At 59.4% G+C, this 25,281-nt stretch carries 17 protein-coding genes; 7 read left to right on the top strand and 10 right to left on the bottom strand.

Annotated elements, in window-relative coordinates:
* Positions 1 to 167: 167 nt before the first annotated feature.
* The 3 genes from NZK35_RS34720 to NZK35_RS17700 form a co-directional block, all read right to left on the bottom strand.
* Positions 168 to 998, bottom strand: coding sequence for a TrkA C-terminal domain-containing protein (locus tag NZK35_RS34720; RefSeq protein ID WP_259633867.1), 831 nt, complete (start codon positions 996 to 998; stop codon positions 168 to 170).
* Between the two features lie 168 nt (positions 999 to 1,166).
* On the bottom strand, positions 1,167 to 1,292 hold the full coding sequence (locus tag NZK35_RS17705) for a hypothetical protein (protein ID WP_259633866.1): 126 nt from the start codon (positions 1,290 to 1,292) through the stop codon (positions 1,167 to 1,169).
* A 319-nt stretch (positions 1,293 to 1,611) separates the two neighbouring features.
* Complete coding sequence (locus NZK35_RS17700; protein ID WP_259633865.1) at positions 1,612 to 2,832, bottom strand: diadenylate cyclase; 1,221 nt, start codon at positions 2,830 to 2,832, stop codon at positions 1,612 to 1,614.
* A gap of 225 nt (positions 2,833 to 3,057) precedes the next feature.
* On the opposite strand from NZK35_RS17700, the gene NZK35_RS17695 reads away from it, so the two are divergent.
* Entirely contained in the window at positions 3,058 to 4,110 is a 1,053-nt protein-coding gene (locus NZK35_RS17695) for a DHH family phosphoesterase (protein WP_259633864.1), read from the top strand.
* A 324-nt stretch (positions 4,111 to 4,434) separates the two neighbouring features.
* Here NZK35_RS17695 and NZK35_RS17690 read toward each other — a convergent pair whose 3' ends face one another.
* Both NZK35_RS17690 and NZK35_RS17685 read right to left on the bottom strand, forming a co-directional pair.
* Complete coding sequence (locus NZK35_RS17690) at positions 4,435 to 5,880, bottom strand: sigma-54-dependent transcriptional regulator (protein WP_259633863.1); 1,446 nt, start codon at positions 5,878 to 5,880, stop codon at positions 4,435 to 4,437.
* A 166-nt stretch (positions 5,881 to 6,046) separates the two neighbouring features.
* Positions 6,047 to 8,176 carry a PAS domain-containing sensor histidine kinase gene (locus NZK35_RS17685; RefSeq protein WP_259633862.1) on the bottom strand — a complete coding sequence of 710 codons (2,130 nt, stop codon included), beginning with the start codon at positions 8,174 to 8,176 and terminating at the stop codon, positions 6,047 to 6,049.
* Between the two features lie 198 nt (positions 8,177 to 8,374).
* Between NZK35_RS17685 and NZK35_RS17680 the strand changes: the two genes are divergently transcribed.
* On the top strand, positions 8,375 to 8,788 hold the full coding sequence (locus NZK35_RS17680) for a hypothetical protein (RefSeq protein WP_259633861.1): 414 nt from the start codon (positions 8,375 to 8,377) through the stop codon (positions 8,786 to 8,788).
* Positions 8,789 to 9,107: 319 nt separating this feature from the next.
* Here the strand turns inward: NZK35_RS17680 and NZK35_RS17675 are convergent, their stop codons facing one another.
* Together NZK35_RS17675 and NZK35_RS17670 are read right to left on the bottom strand one after the other, a co-directional pair.
* Positions 9,108 to 10,715, bottom strand: a complete 1,608-nt coding sequence (locus tag NZK35_RS17675; RefSeq protein ID WP_259633860.1) for a bifunctional GNAT family N-acetyltransferase/carbon-nitrogen hydrolase family protein — start codon at positions 10,713 to 10,715, stop codon at positions 9,108 to 9,110.
* 342 nt (positions 10,716 to 11,057) lie between these two features.
* Positions 11,058 to 11,372, bottom strand: a complete 315-nt coding sequence (locus NZK35_RS17670) for a helix-turn-helix domain-containing protein (protein ID WP_259633859.1) — start codon at positions 11,370 to 11,372, stop codon at positions 11,058 to 11,060.
* A 185-nt stretch (positions 11,373 to 11,557) separates the two neighbouring features.
* Here NZK35_RS17670 and NZK35_RS17665 point away from each other — a divergent pair, with 185 nt between their 5' ends.
* On the top strand, positions 11,558 to 12,439 hold the full coding sequence (locus NZK35_RS17665) for a carbohydrate kinase family protein (RefSeq protein WP_259633858.1): 882 nt from the start codon (positions 11,558 to 11,560) through the stop codon (positions 12,437 to 12,439).
* A 54-nt stretch (positions 12,440 to 12,493) separates the two neighbouring features.
* Positions 12,494 to 14,551: a glycoside hydrolase family 32 protein gene (locus NZK35_RS17660; protein ID WP_259633857.1), complete on the top strand. Its 2,058-nt coding sequence runs from the start codon at positions 12,494 to 12,496 to the stop codon at positions 14,549 to 14,551.
* A gap of 2 nt (positions 14,552 to 14,553) precedes the next feature.
* Here the strand turns inward: NZK35_RS17660 and NZK35_RS17655 are convergent, their stop codons facing one another.
* Positions 14,554 to 15,780 (bottom strand): hypothetical protein, encoded by a 1,227-nt coding sequence (locus NZK35_RS17655; protein WP_259633856.1) that lies wholly within the window; start codon positions 15,778 to 15,780, stop codon positions 14,554 to 14,556.
* 304 nt (positions 15,781 to 16,084) lie between these two features.
* On the opposite strand from NZK35_RS17655, the gene NZK35_RS17650 reads away from it, so the two are divergent.
* Both NZK35_RS17650 and NZK35_RS17645 read left to right on the top strand, forming a co-directional pair.
* Positions 16,085 to 17,815, top strand: a complete 1,731-nt coding sequence (locus NZK35_RS17650; protein ID WP_259633855.1) for an arylsulfatase — start codon at positions 16,085 to 16,087, stop codon at positions 17,813 to 17,815.
* Positions 17,816 to 18,203: 388 nt separating this feature from the next.
* Complete coding sequence (locus tag NZK35_RS17645; RefSeq protein WP_259633854.1) at positions 18,204 to 19,178, top strand: DUF3500 domain-containing protein; 975 nt, start codon at positions 18,204 to 18,206, stop codon at positions 19,176 to 19,178.
* Between the two features lie 12 nt (positions 19,179 to 19,190).
* Here the strand turns inward: NZK35_RS17645 and NZK35_RS17640 are convergent, their stop codons facing one another.
* Positions 19,191 to 20,510, bottom strand: a complete 1,320-nt coding sequence (locus NZK35_RS17640; RefSeq protein WP_259633853.1) for a DUF3472 domain-containing protein — start codon at positions 20,508 to 20,510, stop codon at positions 19,191 to 19,193.
* Positions 20,511 to 20,745: 235 nt separating this feature from the next.
* Between NZK35_RS17640 and NZK35_RS17635 the strand changes: the two genes are divergently transcribed.
* A complete protein-coding gene (locus NZK35_RS17635; protein WP_259633852.1) occupies positions 20,746 to 21,978 on the top strand; it encodes an FG-GAP repeat domain-containing protein in 1,233 nt (410 codons plus the stop codon).
* A gap of 52 nt (positions 21,979 to 22,030) precedes the next feature.
* On the opposite strand, the gene NZK35_RS17630 is transcribed toward NZK35_RS17635, so the two are convergent.
* On the bottom strand, positions 22,031 to 25,105 hold the full coding sequence (locus NZK35_RS17630) for a serine hydrolase (protein ID WP_259633851.1): 3,075 nt from the start codon (positions 25,103 to 25,105) through the stop codon (positions 22,031 to 22,033).
* Positions 25,106 to 25,281: the final 176 nt, after the last annotated feature.

Raw genomic sequence — 25,281 nt, 5'->3', positions numbered from 1 at the left:
GCTAAAGCCCAACACCGCTAAGTTAACATGAATGAGGGGGACCGGACGCTGGCGCGAACCGGCTGATGTCAAACGAATATCAGCCGTTTGGCGCGAGCCTACGGGCCCTCATCTGAAGAAACGACGCTTAACTTAGCGGTATTGGGCTCAAGCCTGCACACCAACACTTACGCATCAAGCTTCTCGGCCTTTTCAAGAATCTCCGACTCCAATGCCTGTTTGGCTTCGAGAGCTTGCAGCAATTCTCGCTGTTCGGCTTCGAATTCCTCTTGTTGTTCGACCGACATGGCGTGTTCCTGGTCACCCTTGAATCCGGCCCGGCGTTTATCCAGTCGTTCGACGTCGTCCAGATCACCATAAAGGATCAGCACATCGCCGGGCTGGACCAGGTCGTCGCCCCGCGGCGTGCCTTGGAAAATGCCGCCTTCACGGCGAATGCTCAGCACCAAAATCCCTTCGTCGCTCAGTCGCAGCGACGCGAGCGATTTGCCGGCCATCCAGTCACGTGGTTCGACCAGCATTTCGGTCACCGCGTAGCCGCGTGAGAGTTCCAGCAGGCTGACGTAGTCGCGAACGTCGAGATCGGTGAACGTTTTGAGCAGCCAGGCGATGACGCGGTTCATGTGCCGCTCGACCCAGCGACTGGAAAAGAAAACCCACAAGAACGTGATGCCGCCGATCAGGATCGTGAACAACAGGACCTGGGTTTGCCAGGTGGAGTTCGACGTGCTCATCACCGACACCATCACGGTCGCGGCGACGGTGGCAATCCCGACGTTGCCCAGCAGCATCAACAGCATCACGATCTGCCGCCGCACGGGGTGGGTGACCACCATTTCCGATTCCTGGGTGGTGAAACCCGATCCGGTGAACGCCGATCGGGCCTGGAATTTCGCCGCCTCGCGTGACAGCCCGGTGAACATCAACGCCATCGCGGCCACCCGCGTGACGATCATCGACAGCGTGAGTGTCACCAATAGTGAAATTACACCGACCACAAGCAAACTCCGGGTGAATCTATGGGCCTTTCGGGTGAACCATCTTCACCGAAGCGGAAACGACGCGACCCGCAAAGCCGAAATAAAACTTTGCGGGTCGCTATGATAAAGCGTGGTGGGGCGATGATCGAGGATGCCTTGGCACGCGTCAGGATTGCCGCGATCGACTTATCGTTTCTTGCCGCGCGAGGAAGCCGCCGACTTACCTTTGTTGTTCGTGGTCGGGGCGACGACGGGCGCTACTTTCTTGTTGAAGCCCTTGGGTTTCTTTTGGTTTTTGCCACGGTTGGCCATTGCAGTTTCCTCGCAGGAGCAAACGATTCGGTTGGTGACCCACACTGGGTCGATCGCATCGTTTGAATGCATTTTTCGTGCCAATCTGGTTGTCCGGGCAAGACGCGGGAGAGGCTTCGAGTCGCTCGATCCCAAAGCACAGGCTCGCGCGTCGATCCTGGTTTCATTCCGACGGGACTTCCGGGGGTGGCCCCGCGCCGCCAACGCCACGCCGTGGAAAAGAAACTGCGCCGCGTCGGAAAAACCTTTTCCACCAGCGCCATCGGCTGTTCAGGTCGTGGATCGTTTGAAGCGTTGCCCGCGTGCGGCGTGTGCAACGTTATTTGGGAACGCTGCTCGGTTCGGCCGCTGTCGGTTCCGGCAATTTCACATTCATCTTCAACAGCACGACTCGGGGGTCGATGCGATAGGGAAACAGATTCGCCGGCAGCTGAATGTTTTGCTCACTGAGAAGAATCTCGTGATAACCGGCCTGGGAGTTACTCAGGTCCAGTGAAACTTTCAGGCTGGCCGGATCGAGAAAGCGAAAATCGCGGTCCGAACCCGAAAGGGTCACGCGGCATTCATTCGGCGCCGAGGCGTCAATTTCCAACTGTTTGGCCACGTTCCTGTACTCGACCGGCACGATGAAGGTGCGTTGCACCGTGTGAGGATCGTAGGCGAGTACGAACCAGGCGGCGACGGCGACGATCAATGACAAGACTTTCAGACCCGCGTGGTCGACCAGGATTTGTTTCCAGAGCGGTGGCCGCGAATCAGCGAGACCCGAGGCAAAGTTGGCGTCGAGAAAAGACTGGAGGTCGCCGGGAGTCGGCATCTCCTTCAACGTCCCCGCTTGAGCCACACAAACGCTGCCGCGCTCTTCGGACACCACGATGGTGACTGCATCGGAACGTTCCGAAAGCCCCAGTGCCGCGCTGTGCCGCGTGCCGCGGCCGCCGAGCTTGTTGGTGTTGGGAGAGATCGGAAGATGGGCGGCGTACTGTTTGATTTGGTCACGATCGATCACGATCGCACCGTCGTGTCCCGGCGTGCTCGAATCGAAGATGCTGTAGATCAGTGGGACACTGAACTTGCCGTCCAGAGGGATGCCTCCATGCAGCTGACGTTCAAGTGATTCCTTTCGCTTCAGGACGATCAGGGCGCCGGTCTTCGAAGACGCCATGCGAAAGACCACTTCTACCAGGGAGTCGATCTGCACCCCACTCGGGCCGCCGTGCTCAAATGGAACGGACTGGAAGGAAGCCACCCGTTCGAGCAGCCGACGCAGGTCTTCCTGGAACACCACGACCAAGATGAACAACAGGACGGCAAAGGTGGTGTGAAAGGCCAGTGACGTCAGGTACATGTCCAGGCTGCGAGCGAGAAAATACACCCACGCGAGCCCCGCCAGCCCGACCAGGACCCCCCGCGACGCCGTCTGGCGAAACCACAGCAGCGATGCGTAAAGGAACGCCGAAACCAGCACGATGTCGATCGCGTCGACAATGCGGAAGGTCTGCCGCAATTCGTCTAAGGTCAAGAAAATCGATTCAATCATGTTCAACCAGAGGGGCTGTGGTCCATTCCTGCCCGCTTCCGGGGGGCCGCGTTGCCTAACCGGCCCCGTTTGACGCCAGGGACGCTCGAACTTTGCCGAATCAGGATTCTCAACCTTTATAGCGGTGTTGGCCGCGGATAGGATAGCAACCAGGGTCGGTGTTTCCTTGGTTTGAATCGAGGGTCTGGGTGTGATGCGAGCGACGGAGTTATGAAGGCAACGCAATTGAATGCGAAATCCGTCTCCACACGGCTATTAGAGAGTCTCAGCGATTGTGACGAGGTCGTCGTCGTGATGCATGACAATCCCGATCCCGATGCGATCGCCTCGGGTTGGGGGCTGAAAGTCTTGATCGACGAAACGGTGGGGCTGCCGACACGGGTGATCGGCGGGGGTGCCATCGTCCGTGCCGAGAACCGGCACATGGTGGATCTATTGGAACCGCCGATCGAATTGGTGGACGACTTTGAATTCGATGATCGCACCGCGGCGATTCTGGTGGATTGTGGGGCGGAAGCCTCCAACCACGTTTTGACCCGTCAGGGGGTCAAGCCCTTCGCGATCATCGATCATCACATTGCCGATCGACGCAGCATCAAAACGCCGTTTAGCGACATTCGCGTGGAGGTCGCCGCGTCGGCGTCGATCATCGCCAGCTACCTGCGCGAGCAACAGATCAGCCCGGGAGCGAAGTTGGCCACCGCCATGCTGTATGCGATCAGCACCGAGACCTGCGCCTACGAATCGCATTATTCGTCGCTGGACCGATTGATCTTGCCCTGGTTGATGGAATACGGCGAACCCGAGTTGTTGGCCGAGATTCACAATGCACCGCTGCAGCGATCGTATTACGGGGATCTGCTGCTGGCGCTGCAAAACACCTTTCTGTACGACGAGGTGGCGATGTGCTTCTTGCCCCGAGCCGATGGCGTCGAGATCGTCGGCGAGATCGCGGATTTGTTGATCCGGGGTGATTCGGTCAGCCGGGTGATGTGCGGAGCCGTGATCGCGGGGGACTTGCTGGTTTCGGCGCGGACACAATATGCTGAAGACAACGCGGCGGAGATGATTCGAGAGACCATGAAAGGTCTGGGAGGTTCCGGCGGCCACGCCCACCGTGCCGGCGGGAAAATTCCCAACGTGGGCGAAAGCGCCGCCGCGATCGACAAGGTCTCAAACCTGCTTCGCGATCGTTGGCTGGACGTCTGCGGCGTCGAACGCAAACGAGGCACCCGGTTGATCGCCAAACGCGAAATCGTCCAACACCTGGATCTTTAATGCGTCTTCAGGCATCGTTTGCGGACCGAAACGCGACGATGCCTCCGATAGCGACAAACTGGTATGGAGCTACTGGTTGGCCAGGAGGTTCGGCCTTGATGGTCACAGGTAGGTCCCCATCCCAGGGGCGTGCCAAGCTTGTCTTGGCACGCCTGCTTTCTCTCGCAGCAGCACGCTGGTGTCCAGTGCCATCTACTTTGACGCCAAGCGGGGTGTTTTTGTGAGCGGTAGGGCGCGAGCCCTCCGGTCTTTCACGGTGTTTTTGAAACGCGAAACGCGAAACGCGACAACGACCAACGATCTCGTCGATGGAGCGCGACGCGATCAGCTGACGTCGATCCGCAGATGATTGATTCGGCTCCGCAGCGTCGGACGGCTGATGCCGAGACGATTGCTGGCTTCGCTGATGTTGTTGCCACTCGACTTCATGACTTCGGCGATCAGGATGCGATCGACGTCGTCGTGAATGTCATTGCCGATCGTGAACGAGCCCTCGGCAAATCGCCTGCGGATCTCCTTGGCCAGTCCGTCCTGCCAGTCCTGGGACGCCGTCTCGGCGGGGGCGGAGCTTAAGGAGGGCGATGCGGCGCCGAACCCGCTCGGCAAGAAGGCCGGCAAGATCACCGGGCCACTGGCCTTGAGTAACGTCTGCTTGATGATGCCTTGCAGTTCGCGAACGTTTCCGGGCCAATCGTGGGCCAGCAGACGTTGCATCGTTTCCGGTGCGATGGACACGAAGTCCTTTTTCAGCTGACGCGAAAACAGATGGAAAAAGTGTTCCGCCATCTTGGGAAGATCTTGGCCGCGTTCGCGAAGCGGGGGCAACGAGATCGTGAATTCGTTCAAGCGATAAAACAGGTCGCTGCGGAACGATCCGTCGGCCATCGCGGAGTCGAGATCGCGGTTGGTCGCCGCGATGATTCGCACATCGGTTTTGATGGTTTTGCTACCGCCGACGCGCTCGAACTCCTTTTCCTGCAACACACGCAGCAATTTGGTTTGCATCACCGGCGTCATGTCACCGATTTCGTCTAGAAACAATGTGCCGCCGTTACAGATCTCGAATTTTCCGATGCGTCGCTGCTCCGCCCCGGTGAACGCGCCTTTTTCGTGGCCGAACAATTCACTTTCCAGCAACGCCTCGGGGATCGCCGCGCAGTTGATCGCGTGGAACACATGGTTGTGTCGCGAGCTGTGTTGGTAGAGCGCCCGGGCAACCACTTCTTTGCCGGTGCCGGTTTCGCCCAAGATCAAGACGGCGGTGTCGCGCGAGGCGACCCGCCCGATGGAGCGAAACACTTCGACCATCTCGGGGCACTCGCCCATCATTTGGTCGCTGGGTTTTTCCGACGACAAGCGTTCCTTTTCCGACGGCAGGATCGCGGGCTTGCGCGCCATGCGGCTGGTTTCCAGCGCCGCATCGATGACGGGCAGAATCTCATCGGGCTCGAACGGTTTGGTCACGTAGTCGAAGGCACCACCGCTCATCGCCGCGATTGCCGTTTCCGAGGTGCCATGGCCGGTCATCAGGATCACCGGAACGCGGCCATCGAGTTCGCGGATTTCGTGAATCAGTGCCAGGCCGGACTGGTCGGGAAGCTGGATATCGAGCAGCACCGCATCGGGCTGTCCGCTGCGAAACGCGGAAATCGCCTGTTGGGCCGATTCTGCCGTCACCACGTGATAATCCGGTTCGGGCAGACACAATCGCATGCATTGGAGAATCAACGGGTCGTCGTCAATGACCAGCAGGGTTTGAGAATTCGTCATGAACGAGTCGGCATGGTGGAGGGGATGAGGTGGGATCCAGTATGGCAGGTGTGCGACGCGATCCAAGCCCTGTCGTGCAGGCTAACACCGCCAAGCATGCAGGCCCGCCAATCAGGCAATCTCGCGGCACAGGCAAGAGCCATCCGGTTTGAGAACACGCGGCGCATCAGGCGAGCCGAGCGTCAGCGGGGGACGTTTCCGACGCTTCTTGGGTCGGCAGGACCGGCAGGATCACCGAGACCGTCGTTCCCTTGCCGACGATCGACTGCAGTCCGATCGCCCCGTTGTGGCCTTTGACAATCCCGATCGAAGTGCTCAGCCCCAGACCGGTGCCCTGGCCACGTGGCTTGGTCGAGAAGAACGGGTCGAAAATTCGATCCCGGATGCCCACCGGAATGCCGGTGCCGGTGTCCGAGACGCTGATGACGACGTAGTCACCGGGCTGAAGCGTGGTGTAGGAGAACGAGCGTTCGGTGACCAGCGTCATCAACGATGCTTCGATTCCCAACACGCCGGTCTCGGACATCGCATCGCGGGCGTTGATGGCCAGATTCATCACGACCTGACTGACTTCGGTTTCGTCACCGCTGATGTCGGGCAAGTCCGGTTCGATCGCCAATTGCAACTGAATGCCGGCCGGGAGGGTGCGTTGGATGATGGCCACGATTTCGGGCAGGAACGACTGCAGGCGAATCGGCTGGTGGACGCCGTCACCGCCGCGGGCGAAGGTCAGCAGTTGCGAGATCAGATCGGCGCCGCGTGAGGCGCCGATCACGATGGTTTCCACCAGCCCGCCGCGATCGACGTTGGGATTGTCCCGTTGCAGCATTTTCCCGCTCATCAGAATCGGCGTCAGCAGGTTGTTCAAATCGTGCGCGATTCCGCCGGCCAAGGCGCCGAGCGATTCGAGCCGCTGGCGACGCCGCTCGACCTGTTGCAGCTTCGTGCGGGCGACCAGATCGAGGTCGAAGATGACATCGCCGATCGATTCGCCGTCGTCAAACAGTCGCGTCCGTCGTCGTTCGATCCGGAGTCGTGTTCCGTCTTTCGCCGTCGCGCGCAGTTCACCCGACCAGCGGGATGCGGTGTCGTAGTCGCTGCCGTGGACGTTCGCGGAATGATCATTGGGGGCAACGATTTGCAGTAGATCGGCTGCCGTATGCCCGATCACCTCGGAGGCTTCGTAGCCATAGAGTTGTCGTGCACCGCGATTCCAGTAGATGACGCGTCCGGCGGCGTCGAGCACATGAATCGGATCGGGAATCTCGGCCAGCAAGGCCTCGTGCTGTTTCAGCCTGAGCCGCGAAGCCTGTTGGTCGGAGACATCACGCACGGAAATCGCCAGACGCTCGATTCCGAAATCGGTGCGTGGTTTGACCGAGATTTCCGCCAGCAGTGATTCCCCGTCGGTGCGTTTGACTTTGACCCGTCGCAGGAGCAGCGGGTGTTGGCTTGGGTCGTCGAGCCGGTTGGCAAGCCATTCATCGATCACGGTCGTTTCGAAAAATCGCGTCAGCACTTGTCCGGGCAGGTCGTCGGCGGAAACGCCCAGCATTTCCGCCATCGCGACATTGACCACCTCGATCCGCCCCAATTCGTCGGTCACGATGATCCCGTCTCCACTGCTCTGGAACAACAGTTCGAATCGCTGATCGGCTTCGGCGGTCTTGCTGTCGGCGGCCAAGCGGCGGTGATGTTCCGAACGTCGCGCGGTGTACAACAACGCCAGTGCGGCCAGCATGACCGCGTGGCCGGCGACCAACGCGGAAAGGGCACCCTGGCGTTTCGAATCGAGAACGCCGCGAAGTTCGTCGAATTGGCCGCGGAGTAATTCTTCGAGTGACTCCAGACGCGACCGCAGCGATTTTGATTCCTGACGCAGTTGCAGCAGTTGGTCGTCACTGACCGAACCTCGCGCGACATTCGCCGATCGCAGCAGTTCCAGAAAGTCACCGACGTCGTCGTGAATTCGGCCCAGCAACGACGGGGCATTGGGTTGGTCTGCGGTCTGTAACTCGCCGAGCAGCTGGTCGCAGCGGGCAATCGCTTCGGCCAATTCCAGCCGGTCTTGATCGTCTCCGCCCATCTTGAGAACACGGACGCGAGACGTGGCGGCGGCCAGGTTGGCACGCAACGAACCGAGCTGTTGGAGCCGGACTTGGGCGAGTGAAATGCGTTGATTGGCAACGGGCAGATCGCTCATCGCCCGGTAAGCGATCACGAACGAGCCGACGGTCAACACGACCGCGGCGCTGCAAACCATCGGGAAAGCGTTTCGGCGGATCAGGGCTTTCACCAATGGGTATTGAAAACAAAGGGAGTGGATGCACCACCGCAGCCCCTGTGGCAAAAGATTTGGCACCTCAATGGGAACATCATTTGCGTCAGGTCATGCAAGCTGCGTACCGGAGAGTGCGGGACGTGCGACCGTTTAACTTAGCCGAACAGGACCACTCCCATCATCCGCTCCTTGCCTTTTTCGCGAACAACCATGATGTCAACACAACTCGGTGCACTCGTACGACTTGCTCAAGAAAGCTGGGTGGGGTGTTGCTGGGACACCGAGTTCGGATCCTATCGACTGAATTTGCGCGGGTTGTTGTCGCGGCAGGCATGGGTGGCGGCCAGGGCCACGCGGGGCGAGGAATCACAGTGTTGGCGGCAGGCCGCCGAATGGCTGGCCGTGGTCGAAAGCGACGCGCGGACGGCGGCGGAGTACGCCCGTTCGGCCTTGCACGCGGTCGAGTCGGGGGATCTCGCCGTTGCGATCCAATTGTTCGACCAAGCCAGTGCGCTGGCGGCAAAGTACCCCGTCTCGGTCGGTTACGTGGCCTGTCGATCACTCTGTGAAGCGTTGGCCTGCGACGCGTCCGCGACGGCCTCAACGCCCGCGACCGCCCCTGCGTGAATGCGTGGGCGGAACGACATGGAGAAGTTCGCGACCGGCCGATACCGCCAAGCTTAGACAAACGGAGATCCCGGACTCTGGCACGAACCGGCTGGTTTCAATCGATGATCAGCCGTATGGCGCGAGCCTACGGGCCCCGACATGAGGAAGCCACGCTTAACTTAGCGGTATTGGGCTTGCGGCCTGTCGATTTAGTCGATGTTCCGAAATCAACGTGATCATGCCAGGCCGACGCGTGAGCGAGGGGCGCCGCGTGGCCCCTTGCTAACGCGTGCGGGCTTAAATCGACAGGCCGCTTGCGCCAGTGCGAGCGGCCTGCTCACTTTTGGGTCACGTCGTAGAGATCGGTGCGGCGATCTTTCCAGTTGGTGACACTGCCGCGTTCACGGTGGCGTCGCAGCAGTTCCAAGTCGACGTCGTGGATGATGACGGTTTCAATGTTCGGACTCGCTTCGGCGCCGATCCCGTCGCGGGCGAAGGTGACATCGCATGGCGTCAAGATCGCCGATTGGGCATAGTGCACGTCGGCGTTTTCGACGAAGGGTAAGTTCCCGGTGCAGCCGGCGATGGCCACGTAAACGTCATTTTCGATGCAGCGGGCTTGGGCACAGGCGCGGACGCGAAGATAGCCGTGTCGGCTCTCGGTATTGTAAGGGACGAAGATGATGTCCGCCCCTTGGCCCGCCGCCAAGCGACCGAGTTCTGGGAATTCGCAGTCGTAGCAAACTTGGATCGAAACTTTGCCGCAATCGGTATCGAACACGTCCATCGACGGCCCGCCTTCCACGCCCCACCACGAGCGTTCGCTGGGCGTGATGTGCAGTTTGTATTGCTTGTCGATGCGACCGTCGCGATGGAACAAAAAGGCGACGTTGTAGAGACGATCGTCTTCGACGATGAAGTGCGATCCGGCGATGATGTTGGTATCGAATTTCATCGCCAGGTCTGCGAACACTTCCATCAATCGGGGCGTGTATTCGGCCAGCTTTCGAGCCGCCTCGCCGGGACGCAGCGAGGGGATGATCGAAAGCAATTGGGTCGTAATCAACTCGGGGAACAACAGGAAATCGCAGCGGTAGTCACCGGCGACATCGACGAAGTACGTGATCTGGCGGGCGAATTCGTCAAAATCCGCCACCGCTCGCATCTGGTACTGCACCGCACCGATGCGGACCGGGCGGACGGTGCGTCGGTGCCGCCGTTTGCTGACCGGCGAATATTCCAGGTTGCGCCAGATCAAGAAAGTCGCGTAGCCACAGCTTTCGGTGTCCGTGGGCAGGTAGTCCTTCAGCAACCCTTCCAGCGCAAACCCGTTGGCGACCTGGGCGGACAAGACGGGATCAAAAATCGACTTGTTGATGACGCGATCGACGTACTCGGACGCCTTCATCTGGTCGGCATACTTGTGATAGCCCGGGATCCGTCCACCGACAATCATTTGTTCCACATTTCGGCTGCGGCAGAGCTCTTTACGCGCGTCATAGAGTCGACGTGACAGTCGCATCCCGCGAAAATCGGGATCGACCATGATCTCGATGCCGTACAGCGTGTCGCCCTTGGGCCGGTGATTGCGAATGTAGCCCGCATCGGCCGTTTTTTTCCAGTCGCACCACTCCAGGTCGTCGTCGTAGTCGAGCATCAGGCTGCTGCTGCTGGCCACCACATGTCCGTCGCATTCGACAACCAGCTGGCCCTCGGGAAAGTGCTTGAGCTGACTTTCGATCTGGTCGCGGCCCCACGGTTCCATGCCGGGAAAACAACGCAATTGCATCGTCACCAAGGCTTCGTAATCTTCTATCCGGAGCTGGCGGACGAGTAGTTTGCGTTCGAATTCGGAGACGTCGAAATCCGGTTCCGCCCCCACGTGCGAGCCGCTCAACACGGCGTGATCGGGGTGGCGATTGACGGGAGTCGTAGGTTGGTTCATTAATTCTTGATTGCGTGAGGATGGTCCATGCGCCGCAGCGGTTGAACGCCAATTCCTGTTCAGTCTCGCTGCTTCGAATGATTTTGACAGCCGTGCAAATTGGAAATTTTTTTTCCAATTTCGAGGGGTCGCTGAGTCTCGTTTGACCACCGCCCCTTCGCGACAGGGTCTGGGCCGCTGAACAACCGCGATTCAGCGGTGTCGGGCGGCACACCGGCGGCCCGACGGTCGGGGGCAATGATCGACGAGCGATTTTTCGATCGCGTCCCGTGAAGTCAAAGCTGATCGCGTCTTCGGTGGCAAAGTCTTTCGCAAGGTTTGGCAAGAAGTTTTCCATCGCGATCACGACGTCGGCATTTCGATCTTCAGTTGGCGAAGCCGGCTTCGCAGCGTCGGCCGACTGATTCCCAGACGATGACTCGCCTGGCTGATGTTCCCTCCGGTCGCTTCCAACGTGGTTCGCAACAGGATTTCGTCAACCCGATCATAGATTTCTTCGCGAATTGACGAAGCTTTTTGGGTCAACAACCAGAGAACCTCCTGTTCCAACCCCTGTTGCCACGCGGCCCGTTGGAGGGGGTGATGCTCGGCCGGGACATCCGGCAAATCAAAACCATCATGCGTGGTGTTCGGCAGAATCGGTTGGTTGTGGTGCATGTGGACTGTGCAAGACAACTCTCGTGCCACTTCGAACCCAGCGGTGGTCGGGGCGGTAATTTTAGGGTCCTTCTGCGGTATGATGGTGCTGCAGTGGATCGGGTGAAGTTCTTTGTGCCGGAGACGAAAGGCGTTTCTCCGGAGGACATGCAGGCCCGAACGGGAATCGCGGAGGAGTGATGGTTGTGCATCAGGTTGTTGGGATTGGTGAAATACTTTGGGATGTTTTTCCCGATGGACCCCGTTTTGGAGGTGCCCCGGCGAATTTTTCGTGCAGCACGTCGGAGTTGTCACGGGGCGCCGCCGGGGTGTTGATGGTCAGTGCCGTCGGGGAGGACGAATTGGGACGCAAGGCGATCGAATCGCTGAAACGACGCGGCGTCGACACCTCGGTGTTGCAGGTCAATCAACACGCGACCGGAAAAGTCGACGTCCAGCTCGATGACGACGGCAAGGCAAGCTATCACTTTGCCGACGATGCGGCCTGGGATCATCTGGTCTGGAATGACGCCTTGGGCAAGGTCGCGGCGACGTGCGACGCGGTCTGCTTCGGAACCCTCGGACAACGCAGTGAGACGTCACGCCGAACCATCAACCAGTTTGTCCAGGCGACACCGGAATCGGCGCTGCGGATTCTGGACGTGAATCTGCGTGAGCCCTTCTACGACGATTCCGTCATCCAGCAATCGCTCGCGTTGGCCAATGTTCTCAAACTCAATGACGACGAGCTGCCTCGACTCGCCCGGATCAACGGTTTGTCCGGCGACGATGTGGACGTGATGCGGCAACTGGCCGCGCGGCATCAGCTGCGTTACGTCGCGTTGACACGCGGGGCGGATGGCGCCGCCATCGTTTCCGACAGCGAGGTCAGCGATCTTCCGGGGGTTCCCACCGAGATCGCGGACACCGTTGGCGCGGGCGATGCTTTCACCGCTGCGATCACCCTGGGGCTGCTCGCCGGGCAAGACATCGACATCGTCAACCGAAATGCGATCGCCGTGGCGTCGTATGTGTGTTCACAGCCGGGCGCGACGATGACGTTTCCCGACGATTTGATGAAACCCTGAATGCCCGGTTTTTTTTTCTGATAGCCCTGCGAGCCGCCTAAGGAAGTCTTGTTCATGAGCGTTCTGAGAATCCTGTTCGTCGTGATCTTCACGTCCGTCTGTTCAGCGCAAGCGGTGGTCGGTGACGATCTGTTGATCGATGATTTCGAATCCGATTCCTACGGCGAATGGTCGATCACGGGGGACGCGTTCGGTGCGCAGCCGGCACCCGGCACCCTCGCCAACCAAATGCCGGTGTCGGGATTTCGTGGTCAGGGTCTGATCAACACGTTCGTGGGAGGAGACGCGACGACCGGGACCGCGACCAGTCCCCCGTTTACGATCGGGCGCCGCCATCTGGCGTTTTTGATCGGCGGCGGTGCCCGGCAAGACAGCGTCGGCATCGAATTGCTGGTCGACGGCAAATCGGTGCGTGCGGCGACCGGGGCCGAGTCGGAGGAACTGCAATGGTCGTCTTGGGACGTGGGCGAATTTGCCGGACGCCGAGCGCGTGTCCGAATCTATGACCGCGCGACCGGCGGTTGGGGCCATCTGCTGGTCGATCATCTGGTCCAGACCGACGATCCGCCGAAACGTTTTGATCTGGAATACCAGCTCTCCAAGTATCGTCAATCGGCCGACTACCTGCGCGAGCCGTTGCGGCCGCAATATCACTTCAGCCCTGAAATCAATTGGATGAATGATCCCAACGGGCTGGTGTTTCATGACGGCGAGTATCATCTGTTCTACCAGTACAATCCCGCGGGCAACTCGTGGGGCCACATGAGTTGGGGCCACGCCGTCAGCGCCGACCTGACCCACTGGGAACACCTGCCGCTGGCGATTCCCGAAGCCGACGGCATCATGGCATTCAGCGGTTGCTGTGTCGTGGATCATCACAACAGCTCGGGATTCGGCCGCGGGGACCAGCCCGCGATGGTGGCGATCTATACCGGTCATGGCCACGGCAAGCAGGTTCAAAATCTGGCCTACAGCAACGACAACGGTAGGACTTGGACGAAGTACGCCGGTAATCCGGTGCTCGATATCGACAACCCCGACTTTCGTGATCCCAAAGTGTTTTGGCACGAAGCGACCGATCGCTGGGTCATGGTCGTTTCGCTCGCCAAAGAAAAGGTCGTGGTGTTTTATGCGTCGAAGGATCTGAAAGACTGGAGCGAATTGAGTCGTTTCGGCCCCGCCGGTGTGGCACAAAAGTCGAACTGGGAATGTCCGGACCTGTTCGAATTGCCGGTCGAAGGCGGTGGGGGAAAGTCGTTGTGGGTGCTGGAGGTCGACATGGGAAGCGGCAGCGTGGCCGGCGGCAGTGGCGGCGAGTACTTCGTCGGCCATTTCGACGGCACCCGGTTCACGGCGACGCAGGATGCCAAGTGGGTCGACTTCGGAAGAGACTTCTACGCGCCGGTGAGTTGGTCCGACATCCCGCAGTCCGATGGACGTCGCATCTGGATCGGTTGGTTCAACAACTGGCAAACCTGCCTCGTCCCGACGTCCCCCTGGCGCAGTTGCATGTCGGTACCACGCACGCTGAGTTTACGGAAGACACCGGGTCGCGATGACTTGGGACGCGATGACTCGGGTGAGTACGTGCTGGTGCAACGGCCGGTGAAAGAACTGCAGCGGCTGCGCGTCCACAGTCGATCGATCCAGACGCACGCGGCGACTTGGCCGCCGGTTGCCGTGACCAAGCCGGGGGAACTGACGGACAGGGTGTTTGAGCTTGAGACGACGTTGAAGCCCGGCACCGCCCGATCGGTCGGGCTTCGCATTCGCACCGGCGACGATGAATTCACCGAAGTCGGCTACGATCGCGAGCCGGGTGCGGTCTACGTGGATCGGCGAAAATCCGGCAACGTCGCCTTTCATCAGGCATTTGCGGGACGCCACGAAGCGCCGGTGCGCGTCCTCGATGGCGAAGTCTCGCTGCGGCTGTTGGTGGATCGGTCCTCGATCGAAGTGTTCATCAACGATGGCGAAGCGGTGATCAGCGACCGCATTTTTCCGTCCGGCCAAAAGCCGACGATCGAAGTCTTCGCCGGCGACGAATCGGCCCAAGTCACCGCGACAACGCTGCACGTCCTGAGCAGCATTTGGCACCCCAGCGTGAACTGATCTCAGCGGTCACGGCTGTCGTCGCCTTGTTCGTCCGTGACGCCAGAGAGCGGGTGACCGATGACGGCTTGCCAAGCGATCTCGCGAAACTTTCGATCCAGCTGGGGGCCGGGGAAGGACGCGTCTCCGTCGAATGGGATGTCGGCGTCAATCAGTTCGGGCGACTTCCCATACAGAGTGGCGTAGAACACATAGCCTTCGAGTCGCTCAAAGCCGGGACCGATGTGTCCTAATTGGTCGCGCCACAAGGAACGCTCCTTGCCGCCGATCACACGGTGGATGCCCTCGACGCCCGGCAATTCGCCTCGCAAGTACGCCTTGGCCGCCAGGACCATCGCGTCGGACGTCGGCATGATAAAGATCTTGTCAGGGTACTGTCGGCGAAGCACCTCGACTTGCTTTGAGTACTCTGCACGCCGTTCGGCGCCGAGTCGATCAAAGACTGCTTCGGTAAAGAATGATTCCGACTTCGGGTTCGTGCCGAGCTGATACAGCTGTGGCCAAGCGTCGGACAAGTAGAACTTCATGTCGGGGTTGTATTTCAAACAGAAATCGATCCAACACGAATAATAGGCGGGGCGGTCGTTGAAGTACGGCCCCCACATCATCGCGTCCCATTCGGCGTTGGCGATCGAGGCCAGCAATTTCGGTTCGGGGCGGCCTTCGAAATCGAAGATCCCGTTTTCCTGTTCCCACTTGTAGCGTGTGCTGCCGGTCATCCCGCCTCCGGTGTGGGTGTAAAGCGGTTGTGTCATGCCCGCCGCTCTGCAGATGATCGGAAACGTCCGATAGCCCGGCGCCATGAAACTGTGCCCGGTGCCGACGATCCGCAGCGCGCCGTCGGTGGGTTTGTCGTAGGAAACGACGACAGGTTGTTTTCCCCCCACGGACTGCTCGAAAACGGCTTTGATCTGCTGCGGCGGCAGGTAGCAGACGGCGTGTTCGGGAAAACGTTCCAAATCCCAGCCCGGATTGACCTTGAACTCGCGCGGCGCGCCTCGGTTTGCGCCGCCGGAGTTACCTTTCCGAGGCGTCTGCGAAAGCCTCTTCTGGCGGTACCGATTCGCCTCATCGATCGTCAGCGTGCCGTCGCGGTTTGTATCCGCATCCGGGAAACGCTTCCGCCAGTTTTCCAGTTGTTTCGCTGAGGGGACAGATTGTGCCTGGCAAGGCAAAGCCATCGTGAAACCGAAGCTGGCGACAACGAGGATCAGGGCTGGAATTCTCATCTGGCGTTCACGGGAAGACGTGTGAAGTGGGTGGCCGGTAAACCATCACTATAGTTGATCGGCCGCACCAGATTGCGGGGCATGGTGATTACCGGAGCACAGCGACGGATCAAACCCACCAATGGCAGCGACGTATTGGTTCTCATGCACCGCATGGCTCGCTGGGTTACGATGGTGCGAGTTGAACGAGCCCGTTCCAATGCCTCCTGCCAAGTCTTCCTGACCAGCCACCGCCCTCTTGCTGAACAAGTCCATGCAGAGAAAACCTGTTGTCCTCACGATCGTCCTTTTCCTGGGCGTCTTCGTGCCTCGAATTTCGATCTCTCGTGCCGTCGCGGCGGATCGCCCCAACGTGATTGTCATCATGAGCGACGACCAGGGCGGCGGCGATTATGGGTTCATGGGGAATCCGGTGATCCGAACGCCCGAGCTGGATGCGATGCACCGTCGTAGTGGTTTTCTGAGCAAGTTCTATGTCAGTCCGGTTTGCGCGCCCACACGAGCCTGCTTGATGACCGGCCGATACAACTACCGTACCCGTTGCATCGACACCTACATCGGTCGAGCGATGATGGACCCCGACGAAGTGACGATCGCCGAGTTTCTCAGCGAGGCCGGTTATCGCACCGGGATCTACGGCAAGTGGCACATGGGCGACAACTATCCGCTCCGGGCCATGGATCAGGGTTTTCAAGACAGTCTGGTGCATCGCGGCGGCGGCATCGGCCAACCCTCCGATCCGATCGGTGCCGAAGGCAAGTACACCGACCCGACGCTGATCAAGAACGGCGAAGAAACACTCATCAAGGGCTACTGCACCGACATCTATTTTGATGCCGCGATGGATTTCATCGAGCAGAGTACCAAGGCTGATAAAAACTTCTTCACCTACATTGCCACCAACGCGCCGCACGGTCCGTTTCACGACGTGCCCGAAGCCTTGTACCAGGAGTATCGCAAGGTCGACTTTACACCGATCCTGGTCAACGAACTGAATCCGAAACGGCTGGAGCAGGAAAGCGACAAGCTGGCGCGGATCGCCGCAATGATCACCAACATCGACGAGAATGTCGGACGACTGTTCAAAAAACTGGACGCACTCGGGCTGAGCGAGAACACGATTGTCGTTTACCTCAACGACAACGGTCCCAACACGATGCGGTATGTCGGCGACATGCGTGGCATGAAATCGCATGTCGACGATGGTGGCATCCGCTCGCCGCTGGTCTTTCACTGGCCCGCCCAGGTGCAAGCCGGTCACCGTTCCGACGTGTTGTGCGCGCACATCGATCTGCTTCCCACCTTGCTTGATGCCTGCGGAATCGAGCCGCCCGATGGACACAAGCTCGACGGTCGAAGCTTTCTACCGCTGTTGACCGGTGAAGCGACGAGTCTGCCGCAACGTCAAATCGTATTGCAAACCCATCGTGGTAACGAGCCGCAACGCTACCATCACTTTGCCCTTCATGAAGAACCGTGGAAACTGGTTCATCCGAGTGGTTTTGGCAGGGAAAGTTTTGCCGGCGATCCGAGTTTTCAGCTTTACGATCTGAACAAGGATCCACGTCAAACCAACAATCTTGCCCAGCAACACCCCGACGTGGTGCAGCGACTCAAACGCGATTACGAAGCCTGGTTCGAGGATGTCAGTTCGACACGGCCGGACAACTACGCGCCGCCGCGGATCGTCATCGGGACCGAGCATGAGTTGCGTAGCGTCTTGACGCGTCAGGACTGGCGGCACATCCAGGGACGTCCTTGGGCGGGCAATTCCAACGGCGTCTGGTTGCTGGAGGCCACGGAGTCAGGGGACTACGAGGTTGAGCTGATCTTCGCCAGCGACCCACCGGCCGGAACCGCGACGATGACCGTGGGGAAACAGACCAAGACGCTTGAAATCCCCGCCGGACAGCGGCGCGGGCATACCACCAATCTCAAGTTCCCGGCGGGGCAAATGACCCTCGCTGTCGACGTCGTCTTTGACGGAAAGACTCAAGGGCCGCACCAAGTGATTTTGACGCGCCGCGACAAGTAGGCAACGCCCGAGAACATCGGATGACCTCCTTTTTGTTCACCCTTCCCCGCTTTAGTGGGTTTGCGTTTCGACGTAGGTCAGGCTGTGCCTGACGGCCCGTTGGCATGCACAGCATGCCCTACCAATCTGACGGCCCGTTGGCATGCACAGCATGCCCTACGAATCTGATGGCCTGTTGGCATGCACAGCATGCCCTACGAATCTGATGGCCCGTTGGCATGCACAGCATGCCCTACGAAACTGATGGCCTGTTGGCATGCACAGCATGCCCTACGAAACAAATGGTGCGTCACGGTCGGCAACTTGCTAAGATGAACTCGTTCCGCCGTCCTCCGACGGTTCCCGCCTGGACATTCCCCCCAATCTTTCAGTGAGCACAGAGATGAACATGAACCGTCCCGAAACGCGTCGCAATGGCCAGCGTGTTGCCCGACGAGACTTTGTCAAACTTGGAGGTGCCGTTGCCGCCGGAGTCGCGTCGGCGGGTCTATTCGACCCACGGTTCGCTCATTCAGCGACATCGAAGACGTCTGCGGAAACCGTGGTCGCCGAACTCTATGCATCGCTCTCGGAAAAGCAAAAGAAAGCGATCTGGCGGCCGTTCGATCACCAAGCCCGACGCAGAATCAATCCGAACTGGCACGTCACCGATGTGGTCATCGGCGACGATTTGTTCTCTAAGCAACAACAAACCCTGATCGATCAAATCGTTCGCAACATCACCTCCAAGGATGGCTATGACCGCCTGATCCAGCAGATGGATGAAGATGACGGCGGGATGGAAAACTACAGTGTCGCCATCTTCGGCGAACCCGGCACCGACCAGTTCCAATTCGAGATGACCGGTCGGCACCTGACGATGCGTGCCGACGGGAATCGGGTCGACAAGGCGGCCTTCGGCGGGCCCATCGTCTATGGCCACGGCGAAGAGAATCCGAGCGATAACCTGTTCTTCTACCAAACCCAAAAGACCAACGAAGTCTTCCAGGCACTCGATGCCGATCAAGCGGAAGCGGCGCTGCTGAAAAAGGCGCCCCGAGAAACCGCGGTTCAGTTGCAAGGCGCCGGGGGTAAATTCCCAGGCCTCGCCGTCAGCAAGCTGGCGAGTGATCAAAAAGAACTGGTCGAATCGACGTTGAAAGTTTTGTTGGCACCCTATCGGGAAGAAGACGTCGATGAGGTGATGGCGATTCTGAAGAGCAGCGGTGGGCTCGACCAGCTGCACATGGCGTTCTATCAGGAAGAAGATCTGGACGACGACAAGGTCTGGGACATTTGGCGTGTCGAAGGCCCGTCGCTGGTCTGGCATTTCCGCGGTGCCCCGCACGTCCACGCCTACATCAACATCGGTGTGAAGTCGTAGACGGCAACGGTCTCAGCTTTTCGGCAGGGCGTCAAAATCGATGTCCGGCTGGGCGTCGGCGGTGGAGCTCCGGGTGAAGGTTTCGCCCGGCCGACCTGTTTCGTCAAAGAAACCGCAGTTGCGTAGAAAGAAGTGATCGCCGTCGGCACCGCCGGTGAAATCCAAGCGGTGACGACCGCGGCCGGTTGCATCAACCGAGAATCGCGCCCGGGTGCATTCATGCCATTGCTGGTTGATGTCACGCACCCAAACGTTCGCATAGTTTGCGCGGCGGCCGATGTGCCCGTGGGTAGGCGAAAAGTTCTCAAGGAATCCATGGAATCCCGTCAGGTGCGTGTCCGTCTGGGGACGGCGAAAGCTTGCGATCAATCGCCAGGTCTGCTGGGCTTTGTCTCCGAACCACGAGGTGTAGATCGTGTTCCCCTCTCCGTCCGGTCGGACTTCGGTCAAGAAACGGTAGGTCGTCCCTGCCTGCCACGGGAAAACCAAATAACTTTGGCCGCCGGAGCCTTCGTTGCCGAACTCGCCGACGTGCACGCCGGGACCTTTGGCGAGCATCACGATTTGTTGGTCTTTGGGAATGTCCCGCGGATTGTCGGTTTTGAAGGGACTCCAGACCGAGAACAGGACGCGTCGTTCGTTTGCACCGTTGACCTGAATCCCAAAATAACCTTCGCCGAAACCGTTGGTCATGAAGTAGGAACCGATCGGGTCTTGGCCTTCGGGAACGGTGAGTTCGCTGTAGGCGTATTGCAGTGTTTGATCGCGGGGGACTTCGTAACGCAGATGCACCGAAGGGCCGCGTCGCCCCCAATAGAACATGTTGCCCGCGTTGGACTTCACGTAGTCCAGCGACAGGCCGTCGGTATCCGACGCAACCATCAAGTCACTGATGTCGGCGTAAGCTTTCCCGCTACGCTCGCTACCTTGCAGATCAACGCGGACGTAACCGGCCTCGGGGACTTCGATCCGACCGACCGGTTTGACGGAAAAGTCCGGCGATTGGATCACGGTGTTGAACGTTCGATCGGCGATGCGGACGGCCAGCGTGCTCGGACCGTCGGCAACACGCGCCCGAATCGCGAGGTCCAAGACGGCGGGTCGATCCACCCGAAAGAAGACCGAGTAGATGTTGTCCGGATCTGACCAGGCGATCGAGGCATCTCGCCGAAAACCTCGACCGCCCGGGTCCGGGGCGGTTCGAAACGCATTGCCGGCGACGGGAATCGTCCAATCGGCGGCGTGACTGACGTTGCCGGGTGATGCGGCCAAGGTCGTGATGATGGCCAGGGCAGAGACAAAGCGGGCTGGATGGAGATACGCGTCTTTCATGAACGGTCTGGAGGAGAGCGAAGGTGAATCAAGGTGAGAGGCTGACCACGATAATCCCACATCGACATAACGAACAGTCGCCGCGATTCAACCGCGGGAGGCCGAGTGCTTCTTAGTGTCTGCGCTGCAGCCAACGAAGGGCTTCCTTCTGGTCCATCCGGGGCATGGGTCTACCGATCGCTGCGGCGGTGTATGATGGGCCGCTTTGAACCGCTTCTTTATGCCAGGCTTTGAGATGACGCGTGCACCGACCCTCCTTTGTTCGTTGGTTTTCTCGGCAACGATTGTCGCGGCGCAACAGCCGCCGGCTTCATCGCAACGCACGTCCGGCGATACGATCCGATTCGAGCGACTCGTCTTGAACGATCTGTACTACTGCGACGGGGTTTCGTCCGGCGACATCGACGGCGATGGAGATCTGGACGTGGTCACCGGACCGTTTTGGTATGAAGGTCCCGACTTTCAACGCTCTCACGCGTTTTATAAACCGATCGCATTGCCGCCCGCGGAAAGTCCCAGCAACAGCATGTTCAGCTTCGTTGCCGATTTCTCAGGCGACGGCCGTCAAGACATCCTGGTCCTCGGCCGCGTCCACAAACACGAAGCGATCTGGTACGAGAATCCAGGCAAATCGGATGCCCTCTGGAACAAGCACGTGGCGTTCCATCGCGTCAAAGGTGAATCGCCCACGCTCGTGGACTTGGATGGCGACGGTGTCCCCCAAGTGATCTGCCACTGGGACGGATGCTGGGGCTCGATTCAGCCCGATCCATCGGAACCAACCGAGCCGTGGCGATTCATTCCGATCGGCGAACCCGAAGACTGGCCGCAGTTTTATCACGGCCAAGGCGTCGGGGACGTCAACAGCGATGGCAAGCTGGATCTGTTGCTGAACGACGGGTGGTATGAACAGCCCGACGATGCGTCGCGGACGTCCCCATGGACGTTTCATCGCGGCCTGTTTTCCAAAGGCCGTGGCGGGGCGCAGATGTTTGCGATCGATGTCGACGGCGATGGAGATCAAGACGTGTTGTCCGCCGTCGATGCGCATGGCTGGGGATTGGCGTGGTACGAACAGTCGGCAACCAAACCGGACGCAACGTTTCACGAACACCTGATCATGGGAGATCGTTCTGCGATCGACCGCTATGGTGTGGCGTTCACCCAGCCCCATGCGTTGGCATCGGCCGACATCAACGGGGATGGGTTGCCGGATCTGATCACCGGAAAGCGACGTTGGGCGCACGGTCCAGACGGAGACATCGATCCCGGGGCGCCACCGGTGGTCTATTGGTTTGAACTGCAACGTGAACCCGGCGGCACCGTCCGATACGTCCCGCACCAGATTGACGACGCATCCGGCGTCGGTGTTCAGATTTTGGCCACCGATTTGAACCAAGACGGACGCGTCGACGTCGCCACCGCGTCCAAGCTGGGAACGTTTGTCTTTCTGCAGACGGACCAGTAGGTCATGCTGTGCATGTGTTTCTCCCGAAAGGGATAGCAGCAAGACGTTTGGGTCAAAACAGCACCGACATCGCGGCGTCCTTCTCTTCCAATTCGATCCCTGTTTGCCAGACCAAGTCGAGCAAACCGGGTGTTTCCTCGCGGAGCGGCTTGCCGCTGGTTGGCCGATTCGTTCGGTTCGCATCCTGCAACTGCGTCAACGCGACATCGGTTTCGGTCTCACCAATGATCTTGACCACTTCGACGGCGGCAAGCTGTTCGTTCGGATCGGCTGAGCCGGTCGGTGATGCCTTCGCCGCTGGCATCGAAGCCGCCGAAACGAAATTCGCCGCCGCAGCAGCCGGTGGATTGGCGGAGATGGTCGGTCCGTTCCAATCACCGGCCAGCGGAATCCAGCCGGCGTTCCCACTGGGCCCGAACGCAAAGTAGTGATCCGCGGGACCGGAGGTGAACGAATCTTTGAGGTGAAACAGTGAGGCGTCCGGTTGGTACAGTCCGATCGTATCGGTGCCGTCACCATTCCAATCCCCGGCCATCGGAGTCCAGCCGGCGTTTCCGCCCGGACCAAAGACGAAGTACTGATCCGATGCACCGGCGGTGAACGAATTCTTGAGGTGAAACAGCGACGCATCGGGTTGGTAGAGCCCAATGCTGTCCCTGCCGTCGCCGTCCCAGTCGCCGACCACGGGTGTCCAGCCCGCATCGCCGCCGGGACCGAAGGCGAAGTAATGGTCGGACGCTCCCGGTGTGGTCGAATCCTTGAGGTGGAACAGCGACAGGTCGGGCTGGTAGAGCCCGATGGTGTCGATGCCGTCGCCGTTCCAGTCTCCGGCCAGCGGAATCCACTCCGCACCTCCGGGACCGAAACCGAAGTAGTGGTCGGCAGCTCCGGGCGAAAACGAATCCTTTAGATGGAACAGCGACGCATCGCCCTGGTACAGTCCGATGGTGTCGGTTCCGTCACCATCCCAGTCGCCGACCAGCGGCGTCCAGCCGGCGTTTCCGCTCGGACCGAACGCGAAGTACTGATCCGACGGCCCCGCACCGAACGTTTCTTTCAGGTGAAACAGCGACGTATCGCCTTGGTACAGTCCGATTGTGTCCTGTGTCGTGATCGAGACGTCCACCGTGTCCAGCACCGCATCGACTCGGCTTTTCAAGACGTTGACGTCATAGGTGTTTCCCGCAGCATTCGTCCTTTGGTTCAGCAAGACGACGACGTTGAATCCGTCGGGGCGTTGCCGCGCCATCGTTACGGTGCCGGGCAATGAACCATAGAACGTGTAGTTCGCGTTGCCGCCGCTGCGTCGTTCTCCACTGATCCAGTATCGATCCAGAAAGCTTGTGACCGCCCGCGCCGAGGCGATCTGGCCTCCAAAGGACTCCATCGATTCCAGATGAAACGCTCCGTCGGGAAAAGCGACCAGTTGAGACGTGTCAAACACGCTGGTTCCCAGGGACGGATGGCGATAGTTCGGCTCGCGAGGGTTGCGATTGCCCGGCAGACTACGCCCCAATTCAATCTCCGTGTTCGCGACTCCGATCGGCCGAAAAATCTCGTTCTGCAAATACTCCGTGAAGTCGCGTCCCGTTTGGTTTTCGACAATCAGTCCCAGGATCATGTAACCGAAGTTGGAGTAGGCGTACCGCGCGCCGGGATCAAAATCCAACGGTTGTCCGAGCACGTACTGTGCGATCTGCTGCTGATCAGTCGGCGAACTGATCCCCATTGCATCGGCGATTGCGATCTGGTTAAACACCGGGTCTCCCGAAAGATCACGGTCCCAGCCCCCGCGATGCTCGAGCAGATGTCCCACGTTGATCTGGGAGAGTCGGGCATCGGGTGTGCCCCATGGCGTGATGTCCAACAGACAGTCGTCGCTCGCCCCCGCGGTGCAAAAGACTTGATCGTCTAAACGGATCACGCCTTCGGAGATCAATTTGGTGACCACCGCATCGGTCATCGGCTTGGTCACGCTCGCCAATCGAAACATCGCATCCGGATCGATCGCGTCGGTTTGATCGTGATCACTCCACCCCAAGCCGATCTCACCGAGCAATTGGCCGTCTTTGCTGATCGCAATCGACCCGGCGGGAATCTGACGTTCGACCATGAATTGCTCGACCGTGTCCGTCAGCGCCGAGAGCTGCGGAAGCATCGTGCCGGAAATCGGCAACTCCGTGAACGCTTGGGCGGGCTTGGTCCAGCTGGCCACGTAGCGGTCGATGCCTCCGACCGTGTAGCCATCGACTCGGTTGAGTTCGTAACCTTGCGCCGACAAGGCGTCAAACTCGGATTGATATTGGGATGAACTCAAGGCGTGGCGGAGCACGCCACTGGTTGCCGATTGCTGTTCCCAGATCCCCGCGTAGTAATCAACACCTCCGACGCTGTAGCCACTGACATCAACGACCTCATAGCCTGATGCGGCGAACTGGCCGGACTGTTCTTGAAAATCAGCGGACGTCAAACCATAACGCCACACGTAGGTCGGACCCGATTGTTTCTGCCAAATCGCGGCGTAGTAGCTTTGGCTGCCGATCGCGTAACCGCTGAGCTTCGTGATCCGATAGCCCTGGCTGGTGTAATCGTTGTCAAAGCTTTGCAGTTGTGAACCGGTCATCCGGTGACGTGCGTAAAAACCGGGCCCGGAGACTTTCTCCCAGATCGCCGCGTAGCGATCGATTCCGCCGATCGTGTAGCCGTTGACGTGGGACAGTCGATAGCCTTGGCCGACCAGAGTCGTGAATTCTTGTTGATACTGAGACGACGTCATGCCGTGCCGTGCTTGCCAGGTGGTGCTACCGGTGGGCTTCCAGATTGCCGCGTAGTAGTCTTGGCCGGCAATTTCATACCCGGAGACCTGGAAGGGGCGATAACCGAGGTCCTGCAGACGTGCGACTTCGGCGTTGTACTGCGTCGATGTCATGCGATGCCGAGCCACGATCCCCGTCGCCGCGGCCGCCGCGAGGGATGGCGTGGCGACTGTCGATTCGCTGACCTGGGTGACGGCCACGTCGCCGGTAAGTTCCGCTGCCACTTCGATCGCTGGTAAGGTCGCGAGCAAACGCCGCTGTTCCAAGGATTCGCCGACGGGGCGAAAGGTGTATTGCTGATGGGAACCCATGAGCGGTGTCCGAATGAGAGTCATTGAAACGGCAAAATGCCGCGAAAATTCATTCCGTCACCAGGTTCGTGCGGAAAGGGCAACGCGACCCCTTAATGGATTTTCTGACTCTAACGTTTTCTCTGTACCGGATTTCGCCGGGCAGGCGAAGTCTGTTAGGCCCGGAGCGACGGTCT

The sequence above is a fragment of the Stieleria sedimenti genome (genome assembly GCF_025060895.1).
Lineage (GTDB): Bacteria > Planctomycetota > Planctomycetia > Pirellulales > Pirellulaceae > Stieleria > Stieleria sedimenti.
The sequence above is the reverse complement of the archived record's forward strand: the minus strand, read 5'-3'. Positions and strand labels throughout refer to the sequence as shown.

Coding starts and splice junctions, on each gene's coding strand:
- NZK35_RS17705 (WP_259633866.1), bottom strand. CDS start 1,292: ATGGCCAACCGTGGCAAAAACCAAAAGAAACCCAAGGGCTTCAACAAG.
- NZK35_RS17700 (WP_259633865.1), bottom strand. CDS start 2,832: ATGATTGAATCGATTTTCTTGACCTTAGACGAATTGCGGCAGACCTTC.
- NZK35_RS17690 (WP_259633863.1), bottom strand. CDS start 5,880: ATGACGAATTCTCAAACCCTGCTGGTCATTGACGACGACCCGTTGATT.
- NZK35_RS17680 (WP_259633861.1), top strand. CDS start 8,375: ATGTCAACACAACTCGGTGCACTCGTACGACTTGCTCAAGAAAGCTGG.
- NZK35_RS17675 (WP_259633860.1), bottom strand. CDS start 10,715: ATGAACCAACCTACGACTCCCGTCAATCGCCACCCCGATCACGCCGTG.
- NZK35_RS17670 (WP_259633859.1), bottom strand. CDS start 11,372: ATGCACCACAACCAACCGATTCTGCCGAACACCACGCATGATGGTTTT.
- NZK35_RS17660 (WP_259633857.1), top strand. CDS start 12,494: ATGAGCGTTCTGAGAATCCTGTTCGTCGTGATCTTCACGTCCGTCTGT.
- NZK35_RS17655 (WP_259633856.1), bottom strand. CDS start 15,780: ATGAGAATTCCAGCCCTGATCCTCGTTGTCGCCAGCTTCGGTTTCACG.
- NZK35_RS17645 (WP_259633854.1), top strand. CDS start 18,204: ATGAACCGTCCCGAAACGCGTCGCAATGGCCAGCGTGTTGCCCGACGA.
- NZK35_RS17640 (WP_259633853.1), bottom strand. CDS start 20,510: ATGAAAGACGCGTATCTCCATCCAGCCCGCTTTGTCTCTGCCCTGGCC.
- NZK35_RS17635 (WP_259633852.1), top strand. CDS start 20,746: ATGACGCGTGCACCGACCCTCCTTTGTTCGTTGGTTTTCTCGGCAACG.
- NZK35_RS17630 (WP_259633851.1), bottom strand. CDS start 25,105: ATGGGTTCCCATCAGCAATACACCTTTCGCCCCGTCGGCGAATCCTTG.